The sequence below is a fragment of the Nonomuraea sp. NPDC049480 genome (assembly GCF_044465905.1).
In the GTDB taxonomy this organism is placed as follows: domain Bacteria; phylum Actinomycetota; class Actinomycetes; order Streptosporangiales; family Streptosporangiaceae; genus Nonomuraea.
Genome location: NZ_JBITMD010000004.1, coordinates 205,516 through 232,217 on the forward strand (window position 1 = coordinate 205,516; position 26,702 = coordinate 232,217).

At 69.7% G+C, this 26,702-nt stretch carries 24 protein-coding genes and 1 pseudogene; 13 read left to right on the forward strand and 12 right to left on the reverse strand.

The window, feature by feature from the left end; all coding sequences use genetic code 11:
* Positions 1-68 precede the first annotated feature (68 nt).
* Both ACIBX3_RS14195 and ACIBX3_RS14200 read right to left on the reverse strand, forming a co-directional pair.
* Positions 69-548, reverse strand: coding sequence for a pyridoxamine 5'-phosphate oxidase family protein (locus ACIBX3_RS14195; RefSeq protein WP_397116756.1), 480 nt, complete (start codon positions 546-548; stop codon positions 69-71).
* Between the two features lie 224 nt (positions 549-772).
* Positions 773-1,108 carry a VOC family protein gene (locus tag ACIBX3_RS14200; RefSeq protein WP_397116758.1) on the reverse strand — a complete coding sequence of 112 codons (336 nt, stop codon included), beginning with the start codon at positions 1,106-1,108 and terminating at the stop codon, positions 773-775.
* 103 nt (positions 1,109-1,211) lie between these two features.
* Here ACIBX3_RS14200 and ACIBX3_RS14205 point away from each other — a divergent pair, with 103 nt between their 5' ends.
* Positions 1,212-2,285, forward strand: coding sequence for an ATP-binding protein (locus tag ACIBX3_RS14205; RefSeq protein WP_397116760.1), 1,074 nt, complete (start codon positions 1,212-1,214; stop codon positions 2,283-2,285).
* Between the two features lie 206 nt (positions 2,286-2,491).
* Here the strand turns inward: ACIBX3_RS14205 and ACIBX3_RS14210 are convergent, their stop codons facing one another.
* A complete protein-coding gene (locus tag ACIBX3_RS14210) occupies positions 2,492-3,571 on the reverse strand; it encodes a serine hydrolase domain-containing protein (protein WP_397116762.1) in 1,080 nt (359 codons plus the stop codon).
* A 525-nt stretch (positions 3,572-4,096) separates the two neighbouring features.
* Positions 4,097-4,465 (reverse strand): hypothetical protein, encoded by a 369-nt coding sequence (locus ACIBX3_RS14215; RefSeq protein ID WP_397116764.1) that lies wholly within the window; start codon positions 4,463-4,465, stop codon positions 4,097-4,099.
* 231 nt (positions 4,466-4,696) lie between these two features.
* On the opposite strand from ACIBX3_RS14215, the pseudogene ACIBX3_RS14220 reads away from it, so the two are divergent.
* Positions 4,697-5,260 (forward strand): annotated as a pseudogene (locus ACIBX3_RS14220) (transposase family protein); the annotation flags it as partial.
* Positions 5,261-5,369: 109 nt separating this feature from the next.
* Here ACIBX3_RS14220 and ACIBX3_RS14225 read toward each other — a convergent pair.
* Positions 5,370-6,257, reverse strand: a complete 888-nt coding sequence (locus ACIBX3_RS14225; RefSeq protein WP_397116765.1) for an AraC family transcriptional regulator — start codon at positions 6,255-6,257, stop codon at positions 5,370-5,372.
* Between the two features lie 93 nt (positions 6,258-6,350).
* Between ACIBX3_RS14225 and ACIBX3_RS14230 the strand changes: the two genes are divergently transcribed.
* Positions 6,351-7,184 carry an NAD(P)H-binding protein gene (locus ACIBX3_RS14230; protein WP_397116767.1) on the forward strand — a complete coding sequence of 278 codons (834 nt, stop codon included), beginning with the start codon at positions 6,351-6,353 and terminating at the stop codon, positions 7,182-7,184.
* Between the two features lie 10 nt (positions 7,185-7,194).
* On the opposite strand, the gene ACIBX3_RS14235 is transcribed toward ACIBX3_RS14230, so the two are convergent.
* On the reverse strand, positions 7,195-8,253 hold the full coding sequence (locus ACIBX3_RS14235; protein WP_397116769.1) for a LacI family DNA-binding transcriptional regulator: 1,059 nt from the start codon (positions 8,251-8,253) through the stop codon (positions 7,195-7,197).
* On the reverse strand, positions 8,250-9,035 hold the full coding sequence (locus ACIBX3_RS14240) for an ABC transporter substrate-binding protein (protein ID WP_397116771.1): 786 nt from the start codon (positions 9,033-9,035) through the stop codon (positions 8,250-8,252). The genes ACIBX3_RS14235 and ACIBX3_RS14240 overlap by 4 nt, the downstream gene beginning before the upstream one ends.
* Positions 9,036-9,255: 220 nt before the next feature.
* Between ACIBX3_RS14240 and ACIBX3_RS14245 the strand changes: the two genes are divergently transcribed.
* The 10 genes from ACIBX3_RS14245 to ACIBX3_RS14290 all read left to right on the forward strand — a co-directional run bounded on the left by ACIBX3_RS14245 (position 9,256) and on the right by ACIBX3_RS14290 (position 21,158).
* On the forward strand, positions 9,256-10,500 hold the full coding sequence (locus ACIBX3_RS14245; RefSeq protein WP_397116773.1) for an amino acid ABC transporter substrate-binding protein: 1,245 nt from the start codon (positions 9,256-9,258) through the stop codon (positions 10,498-10,500).
* Positions 10,501-10,503: 3 nt separating this feature from the next.
* Positions 10,504-11,382, forward strand: a complete 879-nt coding sequence (locus ACIBX3_RS14250; protein WP_397116775.1) for a branched-chain amino acid ABC transporter permease — start codon at positions 10,504-10,506, stop codon at positions 11,380-11,382.
* Positions 11,379-13,181: an ATP-binding cassette domain-containing protein gene (locus tag ACIBX3_RS14255; RefSeq protein WP_397116777.1), complete on the forward strand. Its 1,803-nt coding sequence runs from the start codon at positions 11,379-11,381 to the stop codon at positions 13,179-13,181. Before ACIBX3_RS14250 ends, ACIBX3_RS14255 begins: the two co-directional genes overlap by 4 nt.
* Positions 13,182-13,958 (forward strand): ABC transporter ATP-binding protein, encoded by a 777-nt coding sequence (locus ACIBX3_RS14260; RefSeq protein ID WP_397116779.1) that lies wholly within the window; start codon positions 13,182-13,184, stop codon positions 13,956-13,958.
* A complete protein-coding gene (locus tag ACIBX3_RS14265; protein WP_397116781.1) occupies positions 13,895-14,962 on the forward strand; it encodes an alpha/beta hydrolase family protein in 1,068 nt (355 codons plus the stop codon). The genes ACIBX3_RS14260 and ACIBX3_RS14265 overlap by 64 nt, the downstream gene beginning before the upstream one ends.
* Positions 14,962-15,876: an NAD(P)-dependent oxidoreductase gene (locus tag ACIBX3_RS14270; protein ID WP_397116783.1), complete on the forward strand. Its 915-nt coding sequence runs from the start codon at positions 14,962-14,964 to the stop codon at positions 15,874-15,876. Before ACIBX3_RS14265 ends, ACIBX3_RS14270 begins: the two co-directional genes overlap by 1 nt.
* Complete coding sequence (locus tag ACIBX3_RS14275) at positions 15,873-17,111, forward strand: M24 family metallopeptidase (protein ID WP_397116785.1); 1,239 nt, start codon at positions 15,873-15,875, stop codon at positions 17,109-17,111. The genes ACIBX3_RS14270 and ACIBX3_RS14275 overlap by 4 nt, the downstream gene beginning before the upstream one ends.
* Positions 17,112-17,259: 148 nt before the next feature.
* The gene (locus ACIBX3_RS14280) at positions 17,260-19,923 is read left to right on the forward strand and encodes a hypothetical protein (protein ID WP_397116787.1); all 2,664 of its coding nucleotides are present in this window, start codon (positions 17,260-17,262) and stop codon (positions 19,921-19,923) included.
* A gap of 295 nt (positions 19,924-20,218) precedes the next feature.
* Positions 20,219-20,848 (forward strand): Uma2 family endonuclease, encoded by a 630-nt coding sequence (locus ACIBX3_RS14285; protein WP_397116789.1) that lies wholly within the window; start codon positions 20,219-20,221, stop codon positions 20,846-20,848.
* A 163-nt stretch (positions 20,849-21,011) separates the two neighbouring features.
* The gene (locus tag ACIBX3_RS14290) at positions 21,012-21,158 is read left to right on the forward strand and encodes a hypothetical protein (RefSeq protein WP_397116791.1); all 147 of its coding nucleotides are present in this window, start codon (positions 21,012-21,014) and stop codon (positions 21,156-21,158) included.
* Positions 21,159-21,275: 117 nt separating this feature from the next.
* On the opposite strand, the gene ACIBX3_RS14295 is transcribed toward ACIBX3_RS14290, so the two are convergent.
* From ACIBX3_RS14295 to ACIBX3_RS14315, 5 genes are read right to left on the reverse strand one after another with little or no spacing between them, the layout of a single operon-like run.
* Positions 21,276-22,634 carry a sulfatase-like hydrolase/transferase gene (locus ACIBX3_RS14295; protein WP_397116793.1) on the reverse strand — a complete coding sequence of 453 codons (1,359 nt, stop codon included), beginning with the start codon at positions 22,632-22,634 and terminating at the stop codon, positions 21,276-21,278.
* Between the two features lie 13 nt (positions 22,635-22,647).
* Positions 22,648-23,454 (reverse strand): carbohydrate ABC transporter permease, encoded by an 807-nt coding sequence (locus ACIBX3_RS14300; protein ID WP_397116795.1) that lies wholly within the window; start codon positions 23,452-23,454, stop codon positions 22,648-22,650.
* Complete coding sequence (locus tag ACIBX3_RS14305; RefSeq protein WP_397116797.1) at positions 23,454-24,326, reverse strand: carbohydrate ABC transporter permease; 873 nt, start codon at positions 24,324-24,326, stop codon at positions 23,454-23,456. Before ACIBX3_RS14305 ends, ACIBX3_RS14300 begins: the two co-directional genes overlap by 1 nt.
* Positions 24,323-25,591 carry an ABC transporter substrate-binding protein gene (locus ACIBX3_RS14310; protein ID WP_397116799.1) on the reverse strand — a complete coding sequence of 423 codons (1,269 nt, stop codon included), beginning with the start codon at positions 25,589-25,591 and terminating at the stop codon, positions 24,323-24,325. The genes ACIBX3_RS14305 and ACIBX3_RS14310 overlap by 4 nt, the downstream gene beginning before the upstream one ends.
* Positions 25,592-25,605: 14 nt before the next feature.
* Positions 25,606-26,586: a LacI family DNA-binding transcriptional regulator gene (locus tag ACIBX3_RS14315; protein ID WP_397116801.1), complete on the reverse strand. Its 981-nt coding sequence runs from the start codon at positions 26,584-26,586 to the stop codon at positions 25,606-25,608.
* Positions 26,587-26,702: the final 116 nt, after the last annotated feature.

Below are 26,702 nucleotides of genomic sequence, written 5' to 3' on the forward strand. Positions count from 1 at the left end.
TGGCCGGGACTCGCGCGGGCCGCGTACCCGGTGATTGTCGGAACTGAGGATCTTCGGGTATCGGGGGTCTACCATCCTGGCGCTGCGTCACCGGTAAGCCACTTCCCGTCGGTCATGAGGTTGCGGCCGATGAGCTCATTCACCTCGCGCCAGGCTTGTACCTGGCGCGGGGCCAGGCGGAAGTAGGGGTAGCCGCCGCGTTGTTCGCGGGGGTCGAAGCCGGTCTTGGCAGCGAAGGCGTCGCCGACCTCGTCCGGGATGTCGACGGCGAGGATCGTCTCGCGGAGTTCGGCATTGATGAGGACGACGTCGCGCGTGTGGCCCAACGCAATCCTGATCGTGCCGGTCGCCTCTAGGAACCGGGCCGTGGGGTTGGTTCCAGCCGTGGAGATGAGCAGGGTCTGGCCGTCCCAGAGGAACGACAGCGGCATGAGGTAGGGCGAGCCGGCAGGGTCGGCGGTGGCGAACCAGGCGTCGACGTCGTGCTCGAGCCGGTCCAGGGTGTCGCGGATCCGCTGGTCGAGGGGGCGGGCCGGAGGGCTGGTCATGCTCATCATCTCCATAGCCGAGGAGGGGGGTGGCCGGACGGCGGGTGTTTTCGCCGTCCGGCTGGTGGTGGGTTCACCGGACCGAGCCGGTCGTGGGCGCCTGTGAAGCGCGGGTAAGTACGCCGGCTCCCACGCCGAAAGCAGTGGCGTAGAAGTCATCGGCGGCCGTGGGGTCAGCAACTTCGAACGTGACAGAGTGAATGGAGGTCATTGCAGTTTCCCTCTTATCGGTCCTGAATGAGGCCGAGGACATTGCCATCGGGGTCGGTGAAAGTGGCCACCAGGCGGCCGCCTCCGACGTCGTGCGCCGCCTCCTGCACCGTGGCCCCTGCGGCGGTCACCTCGGCGAGCTTCGCCTCGATGTCCGGCACGTGCCAGTAGGCCACCGGGGCGGTCATGCCCTGTGGTCCACCGTTCGGCACCAGCCCGATGTGCTGACCGCCGGCCTCGAAGCCGACGTAGTAAGGAGTGTCGTTTTCTGGCTGGACGCCGAGCAGGGCCGCGTAGACCTCCTTGGCCTTGGCCAGGTCGGACACGGGGTGCAGCACGGTCTTGATCATGATTACTCCTGTAGGCGCGATCTGTTGTGCTCCTAGCCTTGTCCCGGCCTGGTCGGTGAGCATCCGTGGCGACCACGGAACCGACCACGGATCGCCGGCACGGATGGAGCACGGAGGAAATGCGACAGAATGTGACATCTCTCCGAGGGAGGCCGAAGTACTGGAGCTCCTCGGCTCTCACTTCAGCAACGCTGAGATCGCAGCGCAGCTGTTCATCTCGGTACGCACCGTCGAGAGCCACGTTTCCTCACTGCTGCGCAAGCTGGGGGTGCCGGATCGGCGAGCGCTCGCCCAGCGCGCAGCCGTCGATCAGCCTCATCAGGAACCGGTCCCCCCGCCGGCCCCGCTGACCTCGTTCATCGGCCGGGCCAGGGAGCGGGTAGAGCTGTCCGAGATGATCATGACGCACCGCCAGGTGACTGCGGCTGGTCCTGGCGGCGTGGGCAAGACCCGGCTCGCGTTGGCTGTGGCCGCGGAGGTAGCCGGCCAGTACGGCGACGGGGTGTGGTTCGTCGACCTGATCCCGGTCACCGATCCCGGCATGATCGCGACCGCTGTCGCGGGTGCGCTGGGACTCGGCGAGCAGCCCGGCCGCGACTTGACCGAGTCGGTGTTCGGCGCGCTGGCCGGCCGTCAGGCGTTGCTGGTGTTCGACAACTGCGAGCACGTCGTGGACGGGGTGGCGCTGTTTCTCGAGCGGCTGCTCGCGGCCTGCCCTCGAGTGACCGTGCTGGCGACCAGCCAGGCCCGGCTGATGGTGCCGTTCGAGCGGGTGTATCAGGTCCCGCCGTTGTCGCTGGCCGGCGAGTCGGACGCGGTCGCGCTGTTCATGGAGCGGGCGGCGGCAGCCGGCTGGCCGCTGGATCCGCCACGACACGACCAGATCGCCGCGATCTGTGCGCGGCTGGACGGCATGGCGCTGGCGATCGAGCTGGCCGCCGCCCGCTATCCCACGCTCGGGCTGGACGGCATCACCGCCGCCCTGTCCCACCCGCTCCGGATGCTCACCGGCGGCTCCCGCGCCGATGACCGGCACCGCTCAGTGCGGGCCGTGCTGGACTGGAGCCACGCCCTGCTGGAGCCGGCCGACCAGGAGCCCCTGCACCGGATGTCGGGGTGCCAGGTCGTCTCTCGATTTCCTCGGAGGTCCCGTTCCAGAGATGCAAGAAGAAGATGATCGGTTCCGTCGCCTGCCCTCTGGTGATCTTCTCTGGCAATCGCGCGTCTCTGAAAGAGCGAGAAACGCTCCATTCCTGACCGGCCGCTCGTTCTCGCCAGTACTGCAAACTGTGCCGGGTGGCCAGGTGTCGGGGTGGTCCGGGCCCAGCCGGACCGGGTGTGGCTGCGGGGCTGCACTGAAGCGGTCCGCCTGGCCACCCGGACTCAGCGGTCGCACATCGCGGCGACGAAGGCGTCGATCAGATGCTGCCGGTTGGCGGGCACGCCAGTGGTGTAGACGGTGGCGGCGCGCCCGGCCCGGTCCCGGCCGCTGATCACCGCGGCCCCCGGTATGTCGCCGGCGACGAAGTAGGCGTAGCCGCAGCTCGACTTCATCCGGGCCGCGCCGAAGCCGTAGCGGGCGCCCTCGGGCCAGCCTTCCTGCTCGACCTTCACTGACCGGGTCATCATCTTGCTCAGCGGGGCCTTACGCCAGAACCGGTTGAGGTCTTCGGGAGTGGAGACCAGGCCGCCACTGGCCCCGAACTCGTAGGTGGGCAGCTGGTCGGTCACGTCCACCTCGCCGCCCTGCGGATGGCCGGGGTGCACCCCGTAGGTGTGCGCGTGCGGGCCGCGGATGCCGTGGTCGCCTTTGGCCGGCCAGTACGTGTCCCGCATCCCGTACGGCTTGAGGATCAGGTCCCGGCTCGCCTGCCGGAAGTCCTTGCCGGTCGCTGCGGTCACGATCATGCCGAGGACCAGGTAGTTGGTGTTGGCGTAGGCGAATGAGCCGCGGGGCGTGGGCTTGAGCGTCAGCGCCACCTGCAGGAAGTCTGGGAAGGGTTCCTTCCACTTGATCGCGTTGAGGTACTCGGGCAGGCCGCTGGTCTGCTGCAGCAGCATCCGGACGGTGATCTTTCGACCGTCGATCTCGGCGCCGTCGCCGGTGCCGCGCAGCACCCCGGGCAGGTAACGCTCCACCCTGGCGTCCAGGTCGATCTTCTTCTGATCGACCAGCCGCAGTACGGTGGCGGCAATGATCGGCTTGCTCCCGCTGGCGATCCTGAACCGGCCCTGGGGGCCGATCATCGGCTTCCCGGTGCCCCGCTCCGCGGTGCCGGAGCGCCGCGTCACGGTCGCGCCGCTTGGACTCCGCACCTGGCTCAACGCGCCCGCCATGCCGTCTTCGGCGGTGAGCAGGTCAAGGTGGGACTGCGGCGAGGGCGTTACGGCGGCGGCGAAGGCGGGGGCGACAGGGGCGAGGACCAGGGAACCGGCGACAGCAGCAGCGAGCAATTTCGTCACCCCTCCAATGTCGCGGGAAGATCATTCAAAATCAGTCACGCCTGCGTGCCTGTTGGGGCGGGGGTCTTCCCTACCACCGAGGTGATCGCCAAGCGGCAGTCGGCCGAGATCATCCTCTTCGCCCCGACGCCGCTCTGCCGGCATCTACCGTCTGCGCCGCACCATCGCTATCGCCCTGGCACGCGGCTTCGCCCACGCCACCAGCACCGGCCTCATCGGCCTGCTGTTTCTGGTGGATCGCCCACCACTGCTGATCCGCACACAGCAGGTGGTCTGTACGTCCAACTCTTATCGAGCGATCTGGACGATTGATCGGACAAGCCCTTTAGGCTCTCACCCAACTCATCAATGAGCCTTTTCCATCCTGACGCCGCAGCTCATCGGGGGGTCTGGCGAGGAGCACTGCTAGGCAGGCCACCGGCGACCCGCTCAGTCTGAGCTGTCCCCATGTGACTGTGCTCGGGACGCCCGGCACGCGGGACGAAGTGGCTCAGTGAACGTCGCTGGTCCCGGTGTCAGGCCTCGTCACTCCAGTTCTCCGATCGCAGCCACCGCGTGACCGCCTCCGCCCTTGCATGTCCAAAGCGCCGCCCCGCCCGCGTGCTTCGGATGCAACCCGAGAGAGTGTGCTGGACAGGTCGGCCAGATCTTCCCGTCCTGCTCGGCGATCACTTCCTGGGCCAGATCAGCGATCAGAACGAGGGTGACAACCGGCTCATGCTCTTCGTCATCACGCAGCCCGAGGCTGGAGTATTGACCCTTGTACTCGACGCGCAGGTAGCCGAGGTCGTCCCACTCCGGGGTGTCGAAGCCGAGTCGTCCAACGACACCGGTCGCGTCCATGTCGTGCTGAACGGCGAGCACCGCGTTATCCAGAACCTTGTTGGCGGTCATGTCCCGCAGCCTGGCGTAGTGCTGGGCGACTTTCGTCGCCGAAACCCCAGTCTGCTGGTCACAACATGATCGCGGGTCAGTAACGGCCATCTTCGATCGTTTGGAGGACGAGGACAGCGTGGACGATCGCGCAGGTCATCGCGGGCACGCACGGGGACGGGTTGGCATGAGAAGAGGCTCTCGGTAAGACAGCAGTCAACCAAGATCCGATGCCTCTACCGGAGAGCCTCGTTGCTGTCTTACCCTGCCGCGATACCGCTGTCCCATCACACCCTGATCCGCCTGGCCGAGCTGATCCGCGTCCGGCGGGCCGAACGGCGCTGCCGGTGGCGGCGCCTGGATGCGGCCCGGCAAGCCCTGCTGGTGCTGGCCCACCTGCGCAATGGCGACACCTACGCGCGTCTGGCCGCGGGGTTCGCCATCGGCACCAGCACCGCCTGGCGCTACGTCCGCGAGGCGGTTGACCTGCTCGCCAGGCTCGCCGACGATGTCACCGCCGCCGTCTTACGCGCCTGCCGGCTGGCCTACGCCATCCTCGACGGCACCCTGATCCCGATCGACCGGCTGGCCGACGAGCGGCCGTACTACTCCGGAAAACACAAACGCCACGGTATGAACGCCCAGGTCTTGGCCGACCCGGCGGGCCGGCTGGTGTGGGCCTCGCCCGCCCTGCCGGGCGCGACCCACGACCTGATCGCGGCACGCACCACTGGCCTGATCGACGCCCTGACCACCGCGAAGGTGAAGACCTTCGCCGACAAGGGGGTGATGATGGCTCACGTGCACGTCCGCTCTCGCGGACGTGGGGGGTTGCGTGCTCATACAGGCGATCTTGACAAGTGGGTCCGACAGAACGGCCGAGACGGTGCGGCCTCGGGCGAGTCCTGCCAGGTCGCGTCGCCGGCTAGGCCGGCGAGCATTCGGCGCCGGCGCAGTCGGCATCCGTGCGGCAGGTCCTGCGGTACTCGCTGGGGCTCACCCCGTGGAAGCGTTTGAAGGCCGCGCTGAAGCCGAACGCGTCCGCGTATCCCACCTGGTGGGCCACTGCGGCGACCGTCGCGGTGGATTCGATCAGCAGATCGGCGGCCAGGGCCATCCGCCAGTTGGTCAGGTAGGTCAGCGGCGGCTCACCCACCAGCAGGGCGAACCGCTTGGCCAGCGTCGTACGCGACACCCCCGCCTCGCCGGCGAGGGTGGCGAGCGTCCAAGGCCGGGCCGGTGCGGCATGCATCGCGCGCAAGACCGAGCCGATCGCGTCGTCGCCCAACGCGTGGTACCAGCCCGGTGGAACGGTCTCCGGCTGGTCGAACCAGGTCCGCAACGTGCACACCAGCAGCCAGTCGAGCAGGCGATCCGCCACGACCTGCTGCCCCGGCGCACACGCGGCGGGCTGCGCGTCCAGGAAATCGCGGATCGACGCGCAACCATCGCCGTCCGGCACCACCAGCACGGGTGGCAGCATGTCCAGCAGCCGCCGCGACACCTCGCCCCGCACGTGGTACGTCCCGACCAGCAGCACCGTGCGATCTGCGGGCTCCGCGTCCGCCGGCCGGGGCCGGTCGGAGAGAACGAACGGCCCCGGTCCACGCGCGATCACGGTGTCACCGACCCGCGCCGGCCGCGGTTTCCCGCTCTCTCCATGGGAGATCCAGCCTTCGCCCCGCAGCGGCGCGAACAGCGTCAGGGACGGCCCATCGGTGAACCGAAGCGCCCACGGCGCAGACAACTCCGTGCGGCTGAAGCCGGCACCGTCCGCGCGGACACCTCGCAGCAGATCGTCGAACGGATCCATGAACCTCACGATAGAGGGTCGGGACGATCGGACATGGCCCGCGGACGAGGAGCCATGTCCTGCCCCGTGCCGCTACCGGTTGACTGGTTGACCATGACGACTCACACGAATGCGATTTTGGTCCTGGGAGCGACGGGCAAGACCGGTCGCCGTCTGGTGCGCACGCTCCGGGCCGCGGGCAAGCCCGTACGGGCCGCGTCCCGCTCGGGCGAGGTGCGGTTCGACTGGTCCGATCAGGACACCTGGCCGGCCGCCCTTGACGGGGCGTCGGCGGTCTACCTCATGGCTCCGGGGGATCCGGCACTGGCCGAGCCTTTCGTCAAGCAGGCGACGGAGGCGGGCGTCGCTCGTTTCGTGGCGCTGTCCGGCCGCGGGATCGAGCAGATCACCGGGGACTACTTCCAGGGCATGGCCGCCGGGGAGCAGGCCGTGCGTGACTCCGGCGCGGAATGGACGATCATCCGCCCGAACAACTTCAGCCAGAACTTCGACGAGGACCTGTGGTGCGCGTCGCTGCGGGCCGGCCGGCTCGCCCTGCCGGCCGGGTCCGTGCCGGAGCCGTTCATCGACGCCCAGGACATCGCCGACGTCGCCGCGGTCCTGCTGACGTCAGACGGTCATCACGGACAGGTGTACGACCTCTCGGGGCCCCGGGCCCTCAGCTTCGGCACGGCTGTGGCGGCCATCGCCCGGGCGGCGGGCCGGTCCATCCGCTACGTGGAGCTCAGCCCGGACGAGTACCGGGCCCAACTCCTGGCCGAGGGGGCGTCCGAGGACGACGCCGCGGAGCTCAACGCGATGTTCGACATGATGCGCGCCGGACACGTCGCCGAGCCTGCCGACGGAGTGCGGCGAGTACTCGGCCGCGAACCAGTCGATTTCGACGACTACGCCGCTCGGGCAGCCGCAGCCGGAGCATGGTCGTAGGAGCCGGGCATCACGGACGCGTACTCGTCCTGGCCCCGGGCGGCGGGGCGGTGGAACCGCGCACGATGAGCGTGGCGGGGAGCAGGAGGGAGCGGGCCGGGCGGCCCGGCTCGTCGATGCAGTCCAGCAGCATGCGGGCGGCCTCCGCGCCCAGGTCGTGATGCGGCACCGCCACCGTCGTCAGCGGCGGGCGCAGCTTGTCCAGGAACGGCATGTCGTTGAAACCGATGACGCTGATGTCGCCGGGGCAGGACAGGCCGCGTTCGGCGAAGACGTCGTAGCAGCCGAGCGCGATGAGGTCGTTGCCGGCCACGACCGCGGTGAAGTCGCCGGTGCGGGTCAGGAGCGCGCGCAGGGCGGCGGCGCCGTCGTCCTCGCTCCAGTGCGCGCACTCCACCACGAGCGACGGGTCGTCGGCCAGCCCGAGGTCGCGTACGGCATGCCGGAACGCCTGCGACCGGACCAGCCCGGTGGAGGTGCCGAGCGGGCCCGACAGGTGGGCGATCCTGGTGTGGCCGAGCCCGGCCAGGTGGCGTACGGCGGCGGCCACCCCGGTGGCGTCGTCCCCGGTGACGGCCGGGACCGGCAGCTCCCGCACCTGGCGGTTGATCAGGACCATGGTGACGCCCTGCTCGTGGAGCTGCCGGAGCAGGGGGTGGTCGAGGCGGGCGGTGGCGACGATGAGGCCCTCGACCTGGCGGGAGCGGAGCGACTCGATCTTGGCGCGCTCGCGTTCCTCGTCGTTGTCGGTGTTGACGATCCACACGTTGTAACCGTCGGACTCCAGCACGCTCTCCACGCCGCGGACGATCGGCGGGAAGAGGGGGTTGGTGAGGTCGGGGATGACCAGGCCCACGGTGCTGGACCGCGAGGTCTTGAGGCTGCGGGCGACCGAGTTGGGCTGGTAGCCGAGCGCCTGCGCCGCGCGCATGACGCGGCGGGCGGTCTCGGCGCTGATCTGCTGGCGGGTCTTCGGGTTGAGCGCGCGGGAGGCCGTGGCCGTGTGGACGCCGGCGGCCTCGGCGACGTCCCGGAGGGTGGGGGCGGGCGACGGGGTGGGGTTGGTCATCGGCCGCCGTCTTCTCCTCGGTCGAGCAGGTCATGGGGGTCCCCGTCCGGGACCGTGGCGTACCGGCGCCGCAGGGCGAGGACCGTGGAGAGTGACTCCGCGTCCGCGCGCCCGTCGGCGACGAGGCCCTCGTCCGGGTCTTTCAAGCGCTGAAGGTAGCGGGTCGCGGCTTCCGCCGGGAGCCGCAGCGCCGTGGCGGCCTCCTCGATGACGACGTCGTCCGCGTCGCCTCGCAGGATCGCGGCCGTGGCCTCCCGGAGCGCGGCGGCGAGGGCGCGCACGCCGGGGTTCGGGCCCACGCCGCACAGGACCGTCCCCAGATACGGGCGGCACACGTCGGAGAGTGCGGCGACGCGGACCGCTCCGGCCTGCTCGGCCCGCAGGTCGGAGCCCGCGTTGAGCATGGTGGCCGCGCATTCGCCGGCGAGCAGGGCCTCCAGGCGGCGGGGAGTGGAGCCGAGGGCGACGAGCCGGTAGTCGCCGGCCTGGGGACCGCGCAGGCCGAGGGAGTCGAGGATCGTGTACAGGGCGAAGGCGAAGCCGGAACGCGGGACGTCCACGCCGATCACCTCGCCCTTCAGCTGCGCCGGCGAGGTGAGGCCCGGGCGGGCGTAGAGAGCCAGGCCGAGGCCGCGGTCCACGGCGGAGACGATGCGCACATCGGCCGCGGACCGGTGGGCGATCACGTTGTCGGGACTGGTCAGCGCGGCGTCGAGGGCGCCGTCGAGCAGCGCGCGGAACTGGGCGGGGGAGGAGGCCACCGGCTCCTCGGCGACGTCCACGGGGGAGCAGCCCGAGCCGACGGGCGGTACGCAGCAGCACCGACGGGCTGAAGGCGCCCACCACCAGACGTCCGGCCACGGCCCCTCCCGTTGTGCACTCGTTTGCATTCGGACAGCGAAGCCCCTTGACAGTAACTGCATTCAAACGGATGCTCCAAGCCATCGCAATCGTTTGCGGGGAGCGAGAAGGCGCGCGGCGGAGAGGCTCAGAGGAGGGCTCATGACCGCACCACCCCCCAGATCACCCGCACGCCGATCCCGCCTGACGGTGACGATGGCCGTCGTGGCCGCCCTGGCCCTGGCGGCCTGCGGGCAGCGCCCGTCCGAGACGCGGGCGAGCGAGGTGGACAAGCCCATCGTGATCGGCGTCTCGCTGCCGCTGACCGGGGACTTCGCCCAGCCGGGCAGCGAGGCCAAGCGCGGTTACGAGATCTGGCGCGACATGGTGAACGCCAAGGGGGGCGTCCTGGGCCGGCAGGTCCAGCTCAAGATCGTCGATGACGCGAGCAGCCAGGACACCGTGGTCGCCGACTACACCAAGCTGATCACGCAGGACAAGGCGGATCTGCTGCTCGGCACGTTCTCCTCGCTGCTGAACTACCCGGCCTCCGCGGTGGCGGAGAAGAACCGCATGGTGTTCGTGGAGCCGGCGGGCGGCGCGCCGGACATGTTCTCGCGCGGCTTCACCTACCTGTTCTTCGCTCAGCCCGCCACCGCGCCCCGCCAGGCGGACGTGTTCGTGAACTGGGTGAAGTCGCTGCCCGAGGCCGAGCGGCCCAAGACCGCCGCCTACCCCAGCCAGGACGACCCCTTCGCGCTGCCGGTCATCAAGTCGATGCGGACGCAGCTCGAGGCCCTCGGCGTGAAGACCGTCTACAGCGAGGTCTACCCGGCCGACACCACCCACTTCCAGAGCGTCGCCAGCACCCTGGCCAGCAGGAAGCCCGACCTGGTCGCGCAGGGCGCGGTGTTCGAGGACGGCGTCGGGATGGTGCGCTCGCTCAAGCAGCTCGGCTTCTCGCCCAAGATGCTCTTCCAGACCTCCGCGCCCAGCAACTCCAGCCAGTACAGCGACGGCGTGGGGCTGTCCAACACCGAGGGCGTCTTCTACACGGTGAGCTGGAACGAGAAGGCGACCACGCCGCTGAACGCCGAGTTCGTGGCCGCGTACCGCAAGGCGCACGACGCCGCGCCCGCCGAGGACGCGGCCGACGCGTTCGCGGCCGCGCAGGTGCTCCAGACCGCGGTCGAGGCGGTCGGCGGGATCGACCAGGACAAGATCAAGGACTGGCTGCACGCGAACACCGTGCAGACCCTGCTCGGGCCGCTGAGCTGGAAGGAGAACGGCGAGCCCAAGGGCAGCTTCCTGCTCGCCCAGTGGCAGGACGGCAAGGTCGAGGTGGTCGGCCCGCCCGAACTGGCCACATCGAAGACCGTGGTGAACCCCAAACCCGACTGGAAGTGACCGATGGCGCACTTCGTGCAGGCGGTCGTGCTGGGGCTGCTGATCGGCGGCGTGTACGCGCTCATGGCCTCCGGCCTGACGCTGATCTTCGGGGTGATGCGGATCATCAACGTCGCCCAGGGCGCGTTCCTGGTGCTGGTCGCGATGGTGACCTGGTGGTTGTGGAACCGGACCGGGATCGACCCGATCGTGGCGTCCGTGGTCACCACGCCGATGATGTTCGGGTTCGGGTGGCTGTCGTACCGGCTTCTGGTCTCACGGATCCGCGGCTCGTCGCCGGCGATGTCGGTGCTGCTGACGTTCGGGCTCGCGCTGGTCATCGAGGGGGTGCTCAACCTGACCGCGGGCAACAAGTTCAAGTCGGCGAGCCCGTCCTACTTCGAGGAGTCCTTCCGGGTCGGGGCGATCGCCCTGCCGAAGGCGCAGGTGTTCGGGTTCGTGGCGGCGATAGGCGTGCTGGCGGTTCTGTACTACGTGCTGCACCGGACGTGGACCGGGCGGGCGATCAGGGCGGCCACGCAGAACCCGTCCGGGGCGGCGCTGGTCGGCGTGGGCGCGGCGGGTACGGCGGCGCTGGCGTTCGCGATCGGCAGCGCCACGGCCGGGGTCGGCGGGTCCATCCTGTCGGTGCTGTATCCGTTCTTCCCGGCCTCGCACTACGAGTGGATCTCGCGGCTGCTCGGGATCGTGGTGCTGGGCGGGCTGGGCAGCCTGGCGGGCGCGGTGGCCGGGGCAGCGATCCTCGGCCTCGCCGAGACGCTGACCGCCACCTACGGCTCGCTGGGCTGGTCCACGCTGGTGTTCTACCTCGTGATCATGGCGGTGCTGCTGGTGCGGCCCCAGGGGTTGTTCGGGGCGCGGCTGCGGGAGGACGCCGCATGAGGCGGGCGCACCTGGTGGCGGCGGCGTGCCTGGTCGTGCTCGCCGGCTATCCCGTGATCAACCCGTGGCAGCCGTACCCGCAGGCGGTGCTGCTGCTCGGGTTCCTGCTGGCCGTCCAGGCGACGAGCTGGAACATCATCTCCGGGTACGCCGGCTACATCTCGCTCGGGCACAGCATGTTCCTGGGGCTCGGGTCGTACACGGTGGGGATCCTGGCCGCGCGGTGGGGCGTCAACCCGCTGTGGGTGGCGCCGCTGGGCGGCGTGACGGCCACGGTCATCGCGGTGCTCATCGGCGCGGTCGTGCTCAGGACCCGCGGCCACGCGTTCGTGATCATCACTATCGCCATGCTGCTGGCGGCCCAGATCATCGCGGTCAACGCCAGGGACCTCACCCGCGGCTCGGACGGGATCACGCTGGAGCTGCCGTTCTGGCACCGCGACTTCCAGAACATCCCCTTCTACTACGCGTTCCTCGTGCTGCTGGTGCTGACCGTGCTGTTCAGCGCGTGGATCAGGCGCACCAAGCTCGGCACCGGGCTGATCGCGATCAGGGAGGACGAGGGCAAGGCCGCTTCGATCGGCGTCGACACCACCCGCTTCAAGATCGTCGCGTACGCGGCCAGCGCGTTCTTCATCGGCGTGGCGGGCGGCGTCCACGCCTACTACCTGACCTTCATCAACCCGGTCGGCTCCTTCGCCATCCTCGGCAGCGTGACGATCGTGCTGGCGGCGCTGGCCGGCGGGCGCGGCACGCTGTACGGGCCGGTGGCCGGGGCGTTCATCGTCAACCTGGTCAGCGAGGCGGCCACGGTCTACGCGGGCGGCGTCCAGTCCAGGGTGCTGCTGTTCGGGGGCGCGCTCGTGCTCGTCGTGCTGTTCCTGCCCCAGGGCATCCTGCCGACCGCGCAGGCGTGGTGGCGACGGCGGCACCCGGACGAGGTGGAGTACCTGGACCAGGCGGGCGCGCTGGCCCGGACACCGGTCTCCGCCCGCGACCGCGCCCCGGAGCCCGCCGGTCCTGCCCCCGCTCAGGCTGCGGCCGGCGAGGTGCTCCTGTCGGTGCGCGGCGTCTCCAAGCGCTTCGGCGGCCTCACGGCGGTCGACGACGTCTCCCTCGACGTCCGCCCGGGTACGATCACCGCGCTCATCGGCCCGAACGGGTCCGGCAAGACCACGCTGTTCAACCTGATCACCGGCGGGCTGCCCGCCGACTCCGGCGAGATCTGGTTCGACGGCCGGCGCGTCGACGGGCTGCGGCCATGGCGGCGCTGCCATCTCGGGCTCGGCCGGACGTACCAGGTGACCCGGCTGTTCGCGGACATGACCGTACGAGAGAACGTGGTCGCCCCGCTGGCCGACGCGCGCTGGCGCACCATGCTGTCCGACGCCGTACGCGGCCACGAGGCCGAGCGCGCCCGCGAACTGCTCGGCCTCGTGGGACTCGGCCGCTTCGCCGGCCAGCGGGCGGGCGCGCTGTCGTACGGGCAGCAGAAGCTCGTCGAGCTCGCCCAGGTCCTCATGCTGGAGCCCCGCCTGATCCTGCTCGACGAGCCCGCCGGAGGCGTGAACCCCAGCCTGCTCGGAAGCATCGTCGACGTGATCCGCGAGCTCAACGCGGCCGGCGTCACCTTCCTGATCGTCGAGCACAACATCCCGCTCGTGCTCGACCTGTGCGACCCGGTCGCCGTGCTCGCGGGCGGCCGCCTGATCGCCGAAGGGCCGCCCGGGCAGGTGCGGGAGGACCCGGCGGTGCTGGAGGCGTACCTCGGGACCGACCTGCTGCCGGCGGTGAGATAGATGCTGCAGCTCAAGGGCGTGGTCGCGGGTTACGGCGGCGGCAGCGTGCTGCGCGGCGTCGACCTGGAGTGCCCCGAGCGGACGATCACCTGCGTGGTCGGGCCCAACGGCGCGGGCAAGTCCACGGTGCTGCGGGTCATCAGCGGCCTGCTCACCCCCAGCGAGGGCGAGATCCGCATGGACGGCGAGCCCATCGGCGGCCGCCCGCCCGGCGAGATCCTGCGCCGCGGCATCGCCCAGGTCCCGCAGTCGCACGCCCTGTTCCTCGCCATGTCGGTACGCGAGAACGTGCTGATGGGCGGCTATCTGATCCGCAAGGAACGCCGGCTGCTGCGCGAGCGGCTCGACCAGGTCATGGAACGTATGCCGCTGGTGGCCGAGCGGGCCCGCGACAACGCCGGCAACCTCAGCGGCGGGCAGCGGCGGATGGTCGAGATCGCCAGATGCCTGATGCTCGACCCGCGCCTCATCCTGCTCGACGAGCCGTCCCTCGGCCTCGACCCGCGCGGCCTGGCCGGGGTCGCCGCGGTCGTCCACGACCTCAGCCGGGCGGGCACCACCGTGCTGCTGGTCGAGCAGAACGTCCGGCTCGGCCTCGGCCTGGCCACGCACGGCGTGGTGATGGAGGGCGGCAAGGTCCGCCTGACCGGCACGGCCGCCGCCGTCCGGGACAACCCTGAGATCGCGTCGCTCTACCTGGGAGGTGACAGGGGATGGACGAGCGAGTCGCCTCCGCCATCGCGCACTGGGGGCCCAGATTCACCGCCAACGGCGTGACCGTCTCCGACTTCGAACGCATCACACGCGGCCTCGACAGCTGGAACGGCTGGTGCGCCGCCTGGTCGTCGGTGGCCGCCGAGCACGAGACGCTGGGCAGGCAGGCGCTGGCCACCGGCCGCCTGCTGTCGGCAGGACAGCACCTGGCGCAGGCCGCGCTCTACTTCCACTTCGCCAAGTTCGTGTTCGTGGCCGATCTCGACCAGATGCGGCGGGCCCACCGGCGGGCGGTGACCTGCCTCGACGACGCCCTGCCGCACCTGTCGCCGCCCGGGCGGCGCATCGAGATCGACTTCGAGGGCGGCCTGCTCGTCGGCGTGCTGCGGGTGCCGCCGGGTCCCGGCCCGCACCCGGCGGTGCTCATGCTGTCCGGGCTGGACTCGGCCAAGGAGGAGCACCGCGTGGTCGAGCAGCTGTTCCTCGAACGCGGGCTCGCCACGTTCGCCGTGGACGGCCCCGGGCAGGGCGAGGCCGAATACGACCTGCCGATCAGGGCCGACTGGTCGCAGCCCGGCAAGGCGCTGCTCGACGCGCTGGCCGCCCAGCCGCGCATCGACCCCGCCAGGATCGGGGTGTGGGGCGTCAGCCTCGGCGGCTACTACGCGCCCCGGGTGACGGCCGCGGCCGACGACCGGATCAAGGCGTGCGTCGCGCTCGCGGGGCCGTACGACTTCGGCGACTGCTGGTCCGACCTCCCCCGGCTCACCAGGGAGACCTTCCGCGTCCGGGCCGGCGCCCGCACCGAGGAGGAGGCCCGGCGCATGGCGTACACCCTCACCCTGGAGGGCACGGCGACGGCCATCACCGCGCCGCTGCTCGTGGTGTTCGGGCGCAAGGACCGGCTCATCCCCTGGCGGCAGGCCGAGCGGCTGGCCGCCGCGACGGGCGGCGACAGCGAGCTGCTCATGCTGGAGGACGGCAACCACGGCTGCGCCAACCTGGCGCCCTGGCACCGGCCCTACACCGCCGACTGGCTGGCCCAACGACTGAAAGGCACAACCTGATGATCCAGAAACAGCGAGTGGGCTGGATCGGCACCGGCCGCATGGGGGCGCCCATGGCGGAGCGGCTGGCCCGGGCCGGGGTGGACCTGGCCGTCTGGAACCGCACGCGGGCCAAGGCCGAGCCGCTGCGTTCCACGGGAGCGGCGGTCGCGGACACGGTCGCGGACCTGCGCGACCGCGACGTGGTCTTCACCATGGTCGGCACCGCCGCCGACCTCTCTCAGGTGCTGGGCGAGCTGCTCGGCGACGGTCGGCCGGGTGTGGTCGTGGACTGCTCCACGATCTCCATGGAACAGTCGGCCGCCGCCCGGGAGATGTGCGCCTCGCAGGGGGTGGCGTTCCTGGCCGCGCCGGTCAGCGGCAACGGCAAGGTGGTGCGTGCCGGGAAGCTGAGCCTGGTCGTCTCGGGACCGCGCGACGTCTACGACGGCGTGGCCGGGCTGCTCGGGCATCTCGGCAGGTCGGTCACGTACGCGGGGGAGGGCGAGACCGCCCGCCTGGTGAAGATCGCGCACAACCTGCTGCTCGGCGTCGTCACCCAGACGCTCGCCGAGATCACCGTGCTGGCCGAGAAGGGCGGGGTGCCCCGGCACGCGTTCCTGGACTTCCTCAACAACAGCGTCATGGGCTCGGCGTTCACCCGCTACAAGTCCCCGGCCTTCGTGAACGTGGACTACACGCCCACCTTCACCCCCGTCCTCCTCCGCAAGGATTTCGACCTGGGCCTGGCCGCCGCCCGCGCCCTGGACGTGCCCATGCCCGTCACCGCGGCCACCGCGCAGCTCATCCAGGCCGCCGTCAGCTCGGGCAGGGTAGGGGAGGACTTCGCGATCCTGCTCGACCTGCAGGCCGCCGCGTCCGGCCTGGACCTCGAACCCGAGGACGTGGCGGTGGACGACGGGCTCGGCTCATGACCCGCCCGCTGCCCGCGCCCGGCCACATGGGGGTCGACTACGAGCAGCGCGTCGACTTCGCCCGGCTCAGGGACCACCGCCTGAGCCGGGCTCGCGCCTCCCTGGAGGCGAGCGAGTGCGGGGCGTTCCTGCTGTTCGACTTCTACAACATCAGGTACGTCACCCAGACCTGGATCGGCGGCGCCCTCGGCGACAAGATGACCAGGTACGCCCTGCTCACCCGCGGCGGCCCGGTGCGGCTGTGGGACTTCGGCTCGGCCGCCCGCCACCACAAGCTCTACAGCCCGTGGCTGGACCCGGACGACTGCCACGCGGGCATGCTGGGCCTGCGCGGCGCGATCGCCCCCACGGCTGGGCTGATGGCGGACGCGGTCGGCCAGATCAAGGGCATGCTCGAGGACGCCGGGCTGGCCGGGGAGCCCGTCGGGGTGGACATCGTGGAGCCGCCGTTCCTGTTCGAGATGCGGCGGCAGGGGCTGCGGGTGGTGGACGCGCAGCAGCTCATGCTGGACGCCCGCGTCATCAAGTCGGGCGACGAGATCATGCTGTTGACGCAGGCCGCGGCCATGGTGGACGGCGTCTACCAGGACATCGTCGAGGCGCTGAAGCCCGGCGTCAGGGAGAACGAGATCGTCGCCCTGGTCAACAAGCGGCTGTATGAGATGGGCTCGGACCAGGTGGAGGCGGTCAACGCGGTCAGCGGGGAGCGGTGCAACCCGCACCCGCACAACTTCTCCGACCGGCTCATCCGGCCCGGCGACCAGGCGTTCTTCGACATCATCCACTCCTTCAACGGCTACCGGACGTGCTACTACCGGACGTTCGGGGTGGGCAGCGCGACGGCTTCGCAGCGGGAGGCGTATACGAAGGCGCGGGAGTGGATGGACGCGTCGATCGCCATGGTCAAGCCGGGGGTGGGGACCGATCAGGTGGCGGCGGTGTGGCCCCGGGCCACCGAGTTCGGATTCGAGAACGAGATGGCGGCGTTCGGGCTGCAGTTCGGGCATGGGCTGGGGCTGGGGTTGCACGAGCGGCCGATCATCTCGCGGCTCAACAGCATGCGGGAGCCGGTGGAGCTGCGGGCGGGGATGGTGTTCGCGCTGGAGACGTACTGTCCGGCGGGCGACGGGTTCTCGGCGGCCAGGATCGAGGAGGAAGTGGTGGTCACGGAGGACGGGTGCCGGGTCCTGACCCTGTTCCCGGCACAGGACCTGATGATCGCCAACCCTTACTGACCAGCCCCACTCCGTCACCGTCCATTCTCCGGGCAAAGGGCATGGCGCTGTTGTGCCAAGCTCACGCATGGCCCGGCCCATGACGTTTTCCGATCTGGCAAGGTCGAACGCGCCTGTGACCTGTAGGACGACTGTCGGTGGAGAGCGCATGCACCTGGTAGGTGACGGCGAGCAGTTCGATCGTCTGCTGACCGCCGCGAGGGCATACCGAGGACATCTCGCTTCCCGGGCCGGCGGCGGCAGATGCGTCGTCGCGGAGGCCTTGCACGAGGACATCAGGGTCATCGTTCGCAACCTCCTGATCGCGAACGCGATCTGTGACCTGCTGCCGGCCAGGTTGGTGGTGCTCACGGGCATGGACCGGGAGTGGAGTGACACGCTCTGGGAGGAGTTCGACGTTCAGCGGATCCGGCGGCTGGCTGAGGCGTTCGGCGCCGCCGAGGTCGTGAACGTGCACGATCTCGTGGACAGGCACCTGGCCGAACCGGGTGACACCCCGGCGGAGGGGATCGACCCCGAGACGCTCAGGACCGTGGGGGAGGCGACCCTGATACGACTGAGCCGCGTGCCGCGACTGCCACCCTTCGAAGATCACCGGCAGCGTGCGCGGCGGGACCGTACCAGGGCCATTGCGGCCTGCTACGACCGTCTGTTCACCGAGCTGTCGCCGGACGCGCTGGTCACGAGCCACGTCGACTACGACCAGTGGGGGCTGGCGGTCGACACGGCCATGCGCGGGAAGATCCCGATCGTGCACGTCCAGTCCACCGGGTCGATGAAGGCCTACACGCTCTTCCCCGAGTCGTACGAGGGATCCGGGACCTTCCGGGAGCAACTGACTCCCCAGATAGCCGCATATTTCCATGAGCACGTCTGGCCGCATCGAGACCTCATCAGGCCGGACGCGGAACTCGTGGCGTGGCGTGCGAAGGGCAATCTCGGGAGGCCGAGCTGGTGGCGGGCCGGGAACAAGAGCAACTTCGAAGTGCACAACGGAACGGAACGGCGCCAGCTCCGCCGGCACGGCTGCGAACGTTTCGGGATGGACCCGGACCGGCCGGTGTTCACGATCTTCAACCATGCCGTCTCCGACGCCCTCGGCACCAACCGGGAGATATTTGACGATCTCGCCCAGTGGTTCGAGGAGACCGCCGAGTTCGCCGCGACGGAGGACTCGGTGAACTGGCTCTTCCTGGATCATCCCAGCCAGCACCGATATGACACGACGGGCCATTTCGAGGCACTGGCGGCGCGCCATTCAGCGCGCCCGCACCTGACCTTCATGCCCAGCCTGGCGCTGTCGAAGAACGTGATGTGGAGCATGACCGACGTGGGCGTGACCGTACGCGGGAGCGTCGCGAGCGAGCTGCCGGCCTTCGGCATCCCGGTGATCCAGGCCGGTTGGTCGGAGTGGAGCGGCTGCGGCCTGTCCCACGTCGCCGAGACGCGGGACGACTATTGGCGGCTGCTCGGCGAAGCCGTCGCCAGGCACACGAAGGGCGAGTCCATCCTGGGGCCGGAGCAGCGGGAGCGGGCACGGTTGTGGCTGTGGTTCTACCGCAGCGGGGCTGACGTGCCGTCGCCGCTCACCCCCCACTGGGAACTCGGCGCGGGCAACGAGTACATGCGCGCGCTCACCGTGCACATGGAACACGTGGAACGCGACGGCGATCCGCTTCACCGCGCGGTACGCCGCATGTGGGAACGTCGCGACCCGGTGCTCAGCCGACTCGACTTCCACGATCTCCCCGGGGTCCGCCATGACCAGGACCCCTCCGCCGAGCGCGTGATCAGCGCGGCGCCGATCATCGGCACCGCCACCGACTTCGATCACGTCATCGCTCCCCGCGAGGCGCCGATCGAGATCTTCAGCGGCCAGGAGCCGGCGTTGCAGGTCGTCGACCAGTTGCATCGCGGCATCCAGATCGTGGGCCGGTTCGAGGGCTCGGGACTGGCCGGCTTCAAAGTGGCTTCAGGGGGCCGCCGTCTCCGGGTCACGCTGTCGCTGGCCGTGGACGCGGGCTCGGTACGCGGCTGGCACATCGCAGAGGACGCGACCGGGACCGGGAACGGTCTGCCGCGGCTCATCCAGATCCGCGCCCAGGGGCGGTTGCGCCAATGTGTGCTGCTGAAGGACGGAAGCGGCACCAGGAGCGGTGTGGCGGTCTTCGACCTGCCGCCCGAAGAGGTGCCCGATGACGGTCTGATCTGCATCGAGGTCCTGGACATCATGGAGGGTCACGACATCTCCGGCGCCCTCCGCGAGGCTGTGGCGGGATCCGTCATGGACGACGGCGTAGCCGGGGTACGCATCGACGGCGTGACCTTCGAGGAGAGCCCGGCGGACCTGGACCCAGGAGTCACCGAGGAGACTCTGGACGGCGCCCGCTGCGAGGTGTCCTCACTGATCAGCTCCGGGGGTCTGGCCAACCTCAACCGGCGTGGGACCCGTTCCATGCCCGCCGGCCTGTTCGTGGTCAACCCCGTGCCGGCGAGCGTCTTCGGCTCGGGCGGCAGCCTGATCGTCCGGCTCGGCAACCGGACGGAGACCAGGACTCTCAGGTCGGGCGGGTACCGCGCGCTGGCGCGGATGGCGTGGCGCAGGGGCGAGGCGCCGGCCGCGCCGGCGCCCGCGGTGTGGCGGGTCCTGAGCGTTCAGGATGACGACCTGGCAGCGCCGGCCCAGGTGACGACCAGCGGCGTCACCGAGCTCGAACTGCCCGCGCCCGCGGCGTCGCCTCTTCTCCTCACGGCTCCCGAGACAGGCGTCGTACCGACCCTGGTCTCCGTGACCTGGCGCCCCAAAAGGTAGAACAGCGTCGGCCTGCCTTCCTCATTTGCTCAGAGCGCTCGTCTTTCTTGAGAGCGATCTTGAGAGCGATCGTCGACATCGCGGCCCCGGCTGGCGGCGGTGCTCACGTCACGGCCGCAGGATCACACGGCGCCACTTTCGTGGTGACTGCCTGTACACGAGTATTCGCGAAGAGGGAGCATAGTTCGTCAAGCTCCGCGTAATGTCGTCGCGTCACCCCATGTGATCGCGTGAACGCGTATAGCAGTGATGGTGTGCTGCATGCGAGACTCAGCTTATGGAAGGTGGCGAGGACATGAGTGCTCTGCCGAGCGAAGGCTGGCTGGCCGCGCATCCGCCGCCCAGTCGTACCGTGCTGTTCCCCCTTGGTCGGGTCACCGGTTACACCGTCGATGACTGGCTCATGCTGCCCGAATCCGGGGAGCGCATCGAGTTGATCGACGGGAGTTTCCTGGTGAGTCCTGTTCCCATGGGACTGCATGTACTGTGCGCCGGTGGTTTGCGGACGATTCTGCAAGCGGCGGCCAAGGCGGTCAGGCCGGATCTCGTGGTGGTGGAGACGGTCAATGTGAGAGTGGGGGAGGAGGACGGGCTCATTCCCGACGTGGCCGTGCTGCCTCGTGACATGGTCATGTCTCGCATGGTCGTCTTCCCGGCATCCGAAGTCCTGGCGGTGGTCGAGGTCGTCAGCCCTGGGTCGGGCAATCGTCGACGCGACTACGAGATCAAGCCGCCCAAGTATGCGAAGGCCGGCATCGAGGTCTTCATCAGGGTTGAGCTCGAACGAACCGACATTCCGCGCGTTGAGGTCCTCCACCTTGGCCGGGATGGATACGAAGTGGTCAGCCAGGCCAAAGCGGGAGAGCGAGTCACACTGACCGAGCCCTTTCCGGTCTCCTTCGATCCCGCCGAGATCCTGGCCTGAGTCGCGACCCCGCCGCTGTCATGGATCAGGTTCCGCGCCGACGGCGCTTGAGCGCTGAAGAGCCCGTCGCCAGGTAATGCCGGCTCGCGGTCGTGGACTATGCCGAGATGAGCCGAGAGACCGACGAGTTCTCCGGCTCCGATGATCGCATCGACGACGAATCGTGGGAGCGGCGCGAGGGCTGAGCGGCACTTACGACGCCCGCGCCCGGATCACCGACTGCACCGACCTCGCCCGGCTCGAAACCTGGGCCACCCGCGCGGCCACCGCCCAAGCCCTCCACGACATATTCGACGAAACCGCCGGATAGCGAACGCCATACCAGCACGCGGGCCAGATCATCGAAGGCTTGCCCGCATCACTTCTCAACCGCTCGCCGAACGCCAATCGGATGATCGCTTTCCACGTGCGGTGGCGGGCGCGATCGTCATCTGCGCTGGTGGCCGAATCTCACCGGCTTGGGGCCACGCAGACGTACTTCGGGGTCGGGCATCGCCTGGGGATGTCCCGGGCGCACGACAGCCGGTTCGATCAGCGGCGCGGCCCCCTCCGCCTCGGCGATCCTGTGTGCCAGCCGCTCCCGCAGTTCCGCCGCCACGCCGGCGTGCGAGGGGAACCCCGCCAGGTTGACCAGTTCGTGCGGGTCGTTCTCCAGGTCGTACAACGCCTGCTCGCGGTACGAAGAAGCGGCCGGGTCATCCCACGGATGGGCGTTCTCGGCGACGGCGTAGTACTTCCAGCGGGACGTGCGAATCCCCCGCCCCACCTCCGACTCGCTGACCTGGAAGAACACCTCCGAAGGCCACTCGGCGCGGGAATCGCGCAACAAAGTCAGGAACGAGCGGCCCTGCATCTCCTCGGGCACCGGCAATCCGGCGGCGTCCAGGAGCGTCGGGGGCAGGTCGAGGGTGCTGACCGGGCGGGAGATGGCGCCCCCGCCGTCGAAGCCCGGCCCGCGCAGCGCCAGCGGCACCCGCAACGAGGCGTCGTGGCACGACCGCTTGTACTCGCCGTTGCGGGTCTTGAAGTGGTTGCCGTGGTCGGAGGTGTACGCCACGATCGTGTCGTCCAGCAGGTCCATGCTCCGCAGCGCGTCCAGCAGCCGCCCGAGCCCTTCGTCCAGCCGCTTGACCTGCCCCAGGTAGCCGCCCATGTGCTGGTGCGCGGTGCCGCCGAGCGCGGCCAGGTCGGGCGGCATCCAGGTGCCCTGGTAGCGCTCCTCGTAGCCGTCCGGCGCGGGGTAGTTGTCGACCTCGTTCTGGTGGTGCGGCTCCAGGAGCGACAGGAACAGGTAGAACGGCTCCTCGTGGTGGTCGGCCACGAACCTGATGGCCGCGTCCATCAGGGCGTCGGAGCGGTAGCCGGGCAGCAGGACGGGGTCGTTCGCGTCGTCGTACACGATCGTGCGGTACGCGTCGGAGGTGTGCTCCAGCGCGTTGGCCGCGAGCCACGACCGGTAGCCGCCGCGCTGGTCCGCGGGGACCGGCTCGCTGCCGGCCAGGTGCCACTTGCCGATGTAGCCGGTGGCGTAGCCGGCCGCGCCGAAGTGGTGCGCGAGCGTGCGCTCCTCCGGCGGCAGGACACGGCCGTTGCGGTAGACGCCGGTCGTGGTCGGGTAGCGGCCCGTCTGCAGGGCGGCGCGGGCGGGCGCGCACACCGGCTGCGGGGTGAGCGCGACCGTGGCCTGCGTGCCGTGCCTGGCCATCCTTTCGAGGTTGGGGGTGAGGGGGCCGACGGTGTCCCACCGCTGCTGGTCGGTGAAGACGACGATCACGTTCGGACGCAAAGAAGAACAACTCCTATCGAAGGCCGGTCAGCGCGATGCCGCGCACGAAGTATCGCTGGGTGAGCACGAACAGGACGGCGGTGGGGATGAAGAGGATCACCGAGCCGGCGGCCGTCAGGTGCCACAGCGTGAAGTACTCCTGGTTGAACAGGGTGAGCCCGACCGGGATGGTCCGCATCTCGGGTGTGTTGGTGGCGACCAGCGGCCACAGGAACTCGTTCCACTGGAAGACGAACGTGAACAGCCCGAGCACGGCCAGCGCGGGGCGTACCTGAGGCAGGATGACGCTCCGGTAGATCCGCAACTCCGAGGCGCCGTCGATGCGCGCGGCGCTGATCAGGTCGTCGGGGATGGGCTGGATGAACTGCCGCATGAGGAAGATCCCGAACGCGTCCATCAGGAACGGCGTGATCAGCGCCTGGTACGTGTTCAGCCACCCCATGTTCGCCATCAGCACGTACAGCGGGATCATCCGCACGAAGAACGGCACCATGGCCGTGGCCAGCAACGCCACGAAGAGCGTGTTGCGCAGCGGGAAGCGGAACTTGGCGAAGACGTATCCGACGAGCGGGTCGAACAGCAGGTGCGCCAGTGTGATGCCGCCCGCCACGACGAGGCTGTTGACGATGAAGTTGCCGAACGGCGCGCGGGCGAACAGTTCGGCGTAGTTCCCCCACTGCGGCGAGTCGGGCCAGATCACGGCGTTCGCCGACAGCGTCTCGGCCTCCGTCTGGAGCGACAGCGAGACCATGTAGAGCAGCGGGACCACCGTCACCAGCGAGGCCACTCCGAGCAGGGTGTAGAGCAACGCCTTACGCATCAGTACGTGACCTCCCCGCGCCGCCCGGCTCGCAGCTGGACCAGCGTGAACGCGACGATCACGAACAGCAGCAGCACCGACTGGGCCGAGGAGTAGCCGAAGTCCCTGGCGCGGAAGGCGACGTTGAAGATGTGGAAGACGGTCAGGTCGGTGGCGTCTCCGGGACCGCCGTTGGTGATGATGTACGCCTGCCCGAACGCCTGCAGCGAGGAGATCACCATCATCACCGACACGAACAGCGTGGTCGGGGCGAGCAGCGGCAGCGTGATCCGCCAGAATCGCTTCCAGGCGTCCGCTCCGTCGATCTTGGCGGCCTCCTGGTAGGTCTCCGGGATGCCCTGCAGCCCGGCCAGGAACAGCACCATCGTGTAGCCGACGTGCTGCCACAACGTGACGGCGATGATCGTGAGCATGGGCGAGGTGTTGAGCCACTGCTGCTCGGGCAGTCCGGCCGCCTCCAGCACCCGGTTGAGCACGCCGAGCTCCGGGTCCAGGATGTTGCGCCACAGCAGCCCGACGATCGCCACCGACGTCAGGTACGGCACCAGCAGCACCACCCGGAACACCACCCGCCCCTTGAGCGGCTGGTCGAGCGCCAACGCGAGGGCCAGCCCCAGCACGATCGACCCGGCCACCACCGCCAGCGCGAAGGCCGCCGTGATCAGGAACGAGTGCCGCACCGCAGGGTCGGCCAGCGCCTGGGTGTAGTTGCCGAGCCCGGCCCACTGGTCGGCCTGCGGCCCGGTGCGGAAACCGGTGGCCGCCACGTTGCCGATCGGCAGGTAGAAGAAGGCCGCGAAGAACAGGATCGCCGGTATGAGGAACAGGTAGGCGGTCCTGGCATAGCGGCCCGAAAGGGTGCGGGGCTTCACTTCAGGAAGCCCTCCGCCGTCTTCGCGAACGTGGCGAGAGCTTCGGCGGCCGGCTGGTTCTGGATGAGCACCTGCTGGTACACGACCTTGAGCTGCTCCTCCCACTTGCCGAGCTGCCCGGTGAGCCGCACCTGCTGGCCGTTGTCCTCGGCGGTGGGCAGCGCGTCGGCGAACACCTTGATGACGTCGTCCGACTGCACCTCGGGCAGCTTCGTCCAGGAGACGCGCGGCATGAGCATGCCGGTCTCCTTGGTGGCGGCCTGCTCTACCTCGATCGCGGTGATGCGCTTGATGAAGTCCCACGACAGCTCGGGCCTGGCCGCCTTGGCGGGTACGAACATGCTCACCCCGGCCGCCTGCGTGGCCTGGGTCTTGTGCTTGAGCGGCGGGGCCACGCCCAGCTCGATGTCGGGGCTGGTCTTCCTGATCGGGTCGAGGTCCCACGGGCCGGTGAGGATCATGGCGGCGCGCTTGGCGGAGAACAACTTCTGCGGCCCCGAGTAGTCGGTGCTCGACACGGGGACCGGCGCCACCTTGTGCTTGTGGACGAGGTCGGCCTGGAACTGCAGGGCGGCGACCGCGTCTTCCATCGGCGTCATGACCTTGCCGGTCTGCGGGTCGTAGGGGGTGACGCCGGCCTGGTTCATCCACGGCCACACGTACGTGTGGTCCTGGTTGAGCGCGCAGCCGTACACGCCGTCCTTGGTCAGCTTCTGGGCGGCGGCCAGGAACTCCTCCCAGGTGGCCGGCACCTCCACCCCGGCGTCCCGCAGCATGCCCTTGTTGTAGAGGAGCGTGTTGCAGGTGAGGTGCAGCTGCACGCCGTAGACCTTGCCCTGGTACGAGTTGCGCTCGACCGTCACCGGCTGCCAGTCCGAGGGGAAGCCCATCGCCTGGCCGTCGCGGTCGACGAAGTCCTGCAGCGAGCGGGCGTTGCCGGAGATCGCGAACTCCTGCACCCACCCGCCGGGCTCCTCGACCAGGTCCGGCACGGTCCCGGAGGCGAAGTCGGCCAGGAGCCTGGTGCGCAGGTCGGGCCACTGGTATTTCTGCAGGTTGACCTTGACCTTGTTGGCCTGCTCGAACTCGGCGATCACCTTGCGGTAGGCCTGGTAGTCGTGGCCGGCGTTCCAATAGACGGTGAACGTGCCGGGCGCGGCGGTGTTCTGCGCGGTCGGGGCGCCCGCGCAGGACGACAGGACCGGTACGGCGGCGGCCGCTCCGGCCAGGCGGAGCAGATCACGGCGGGAGAGAGCGGGGGACATCTCGTGTTTCCCTTCTAGGAAGAGCCCCGCCGCAGGAACGTCCAGGAGCGGACGACCTCGCGGGCGGGCAGGGCCTCCTCGGCCTGGAGGCGGTCGAACAGCAGCCGCACGACGTCGGTGTAGTCGTGCCGGAGCGGGCCGACGGTGCTGAGCTGCGGGGTGGTGATCAGACCCTCGTCGATGTTGCCGGCGCCGACGATCGCGACGTCGTCCGGCACCCGCAGCCCGGCGTCCCTGGCGGCCCAGATCGCGCTGATCGCGGCCCGGTCGGAGGCCGCGAAGATCGCGTCGGGGCGGTCGGGAGAGCGCAGCAGCTCGGTGGCCGTCTGGTACGCCGCCACGCGGTCGTCCGCGCCGGAGGTGATGACGCGCTCCGTCACGCCGTGCCGGTCGAGCGCCGTGGTGTAGCCGAGCAGCCTGCCCGCCGGCCGGTCCCGGTAGAGCTCGTGGCGGTGCGCCAGGAACGCGATGCGCCGCCTGCCCTGCGCCAGCAGGTGCTCGACGGCCTCCACGCACGCCTCGGTCTCCGGCGTGCGGACGACGTCGCAGCCCTCCAGCCCGCTCTCGTTGCTCAGCACCACCATCGGCAGCCCGGTGGCGGCGAGCCCGCTGAGCAGGTCGTGGGTGAGGTGATCGCCGACGACGTTGATCAGCGCGCCATCGGCGATGCCGCCGCGCAGCACGTCGATCGCGGCGTTCGCGCGGGCCTCGGAGTAGACGGCGAGCGTGACCACGGAGTAACCGCGGGCGTCGGCCATCTCGTGCATGTCCGTGGCCAGCCGCTCGTCGGTCGGCACGCCGCCGAGCGAGCTCAGCACCAGGCAGACCCGCTGGGTGCGGCGCTTACGCAGACTCCTCGCGGCCTGGTTGGGCGTGTAACCGAGCTGCCTGGCGGCGTCGAGGACGCGCTGCCTCGTCTCGGCGGCGACGGGGCGGTCCCGGCCGCTGAGCACATAGGAGACGGTCGCGACGGAGACGTTCGCGAGCTCGGCCACTTGTCGTGCGGTAGGTCTCATGCTAGTCGAATAACATAGCATTCCCGACAGGAATACAAGGTTATTCTCCCTCTTCGATGTCGTCAGCGGGGCTGCTTGCGCGTGGGATCGGTCTT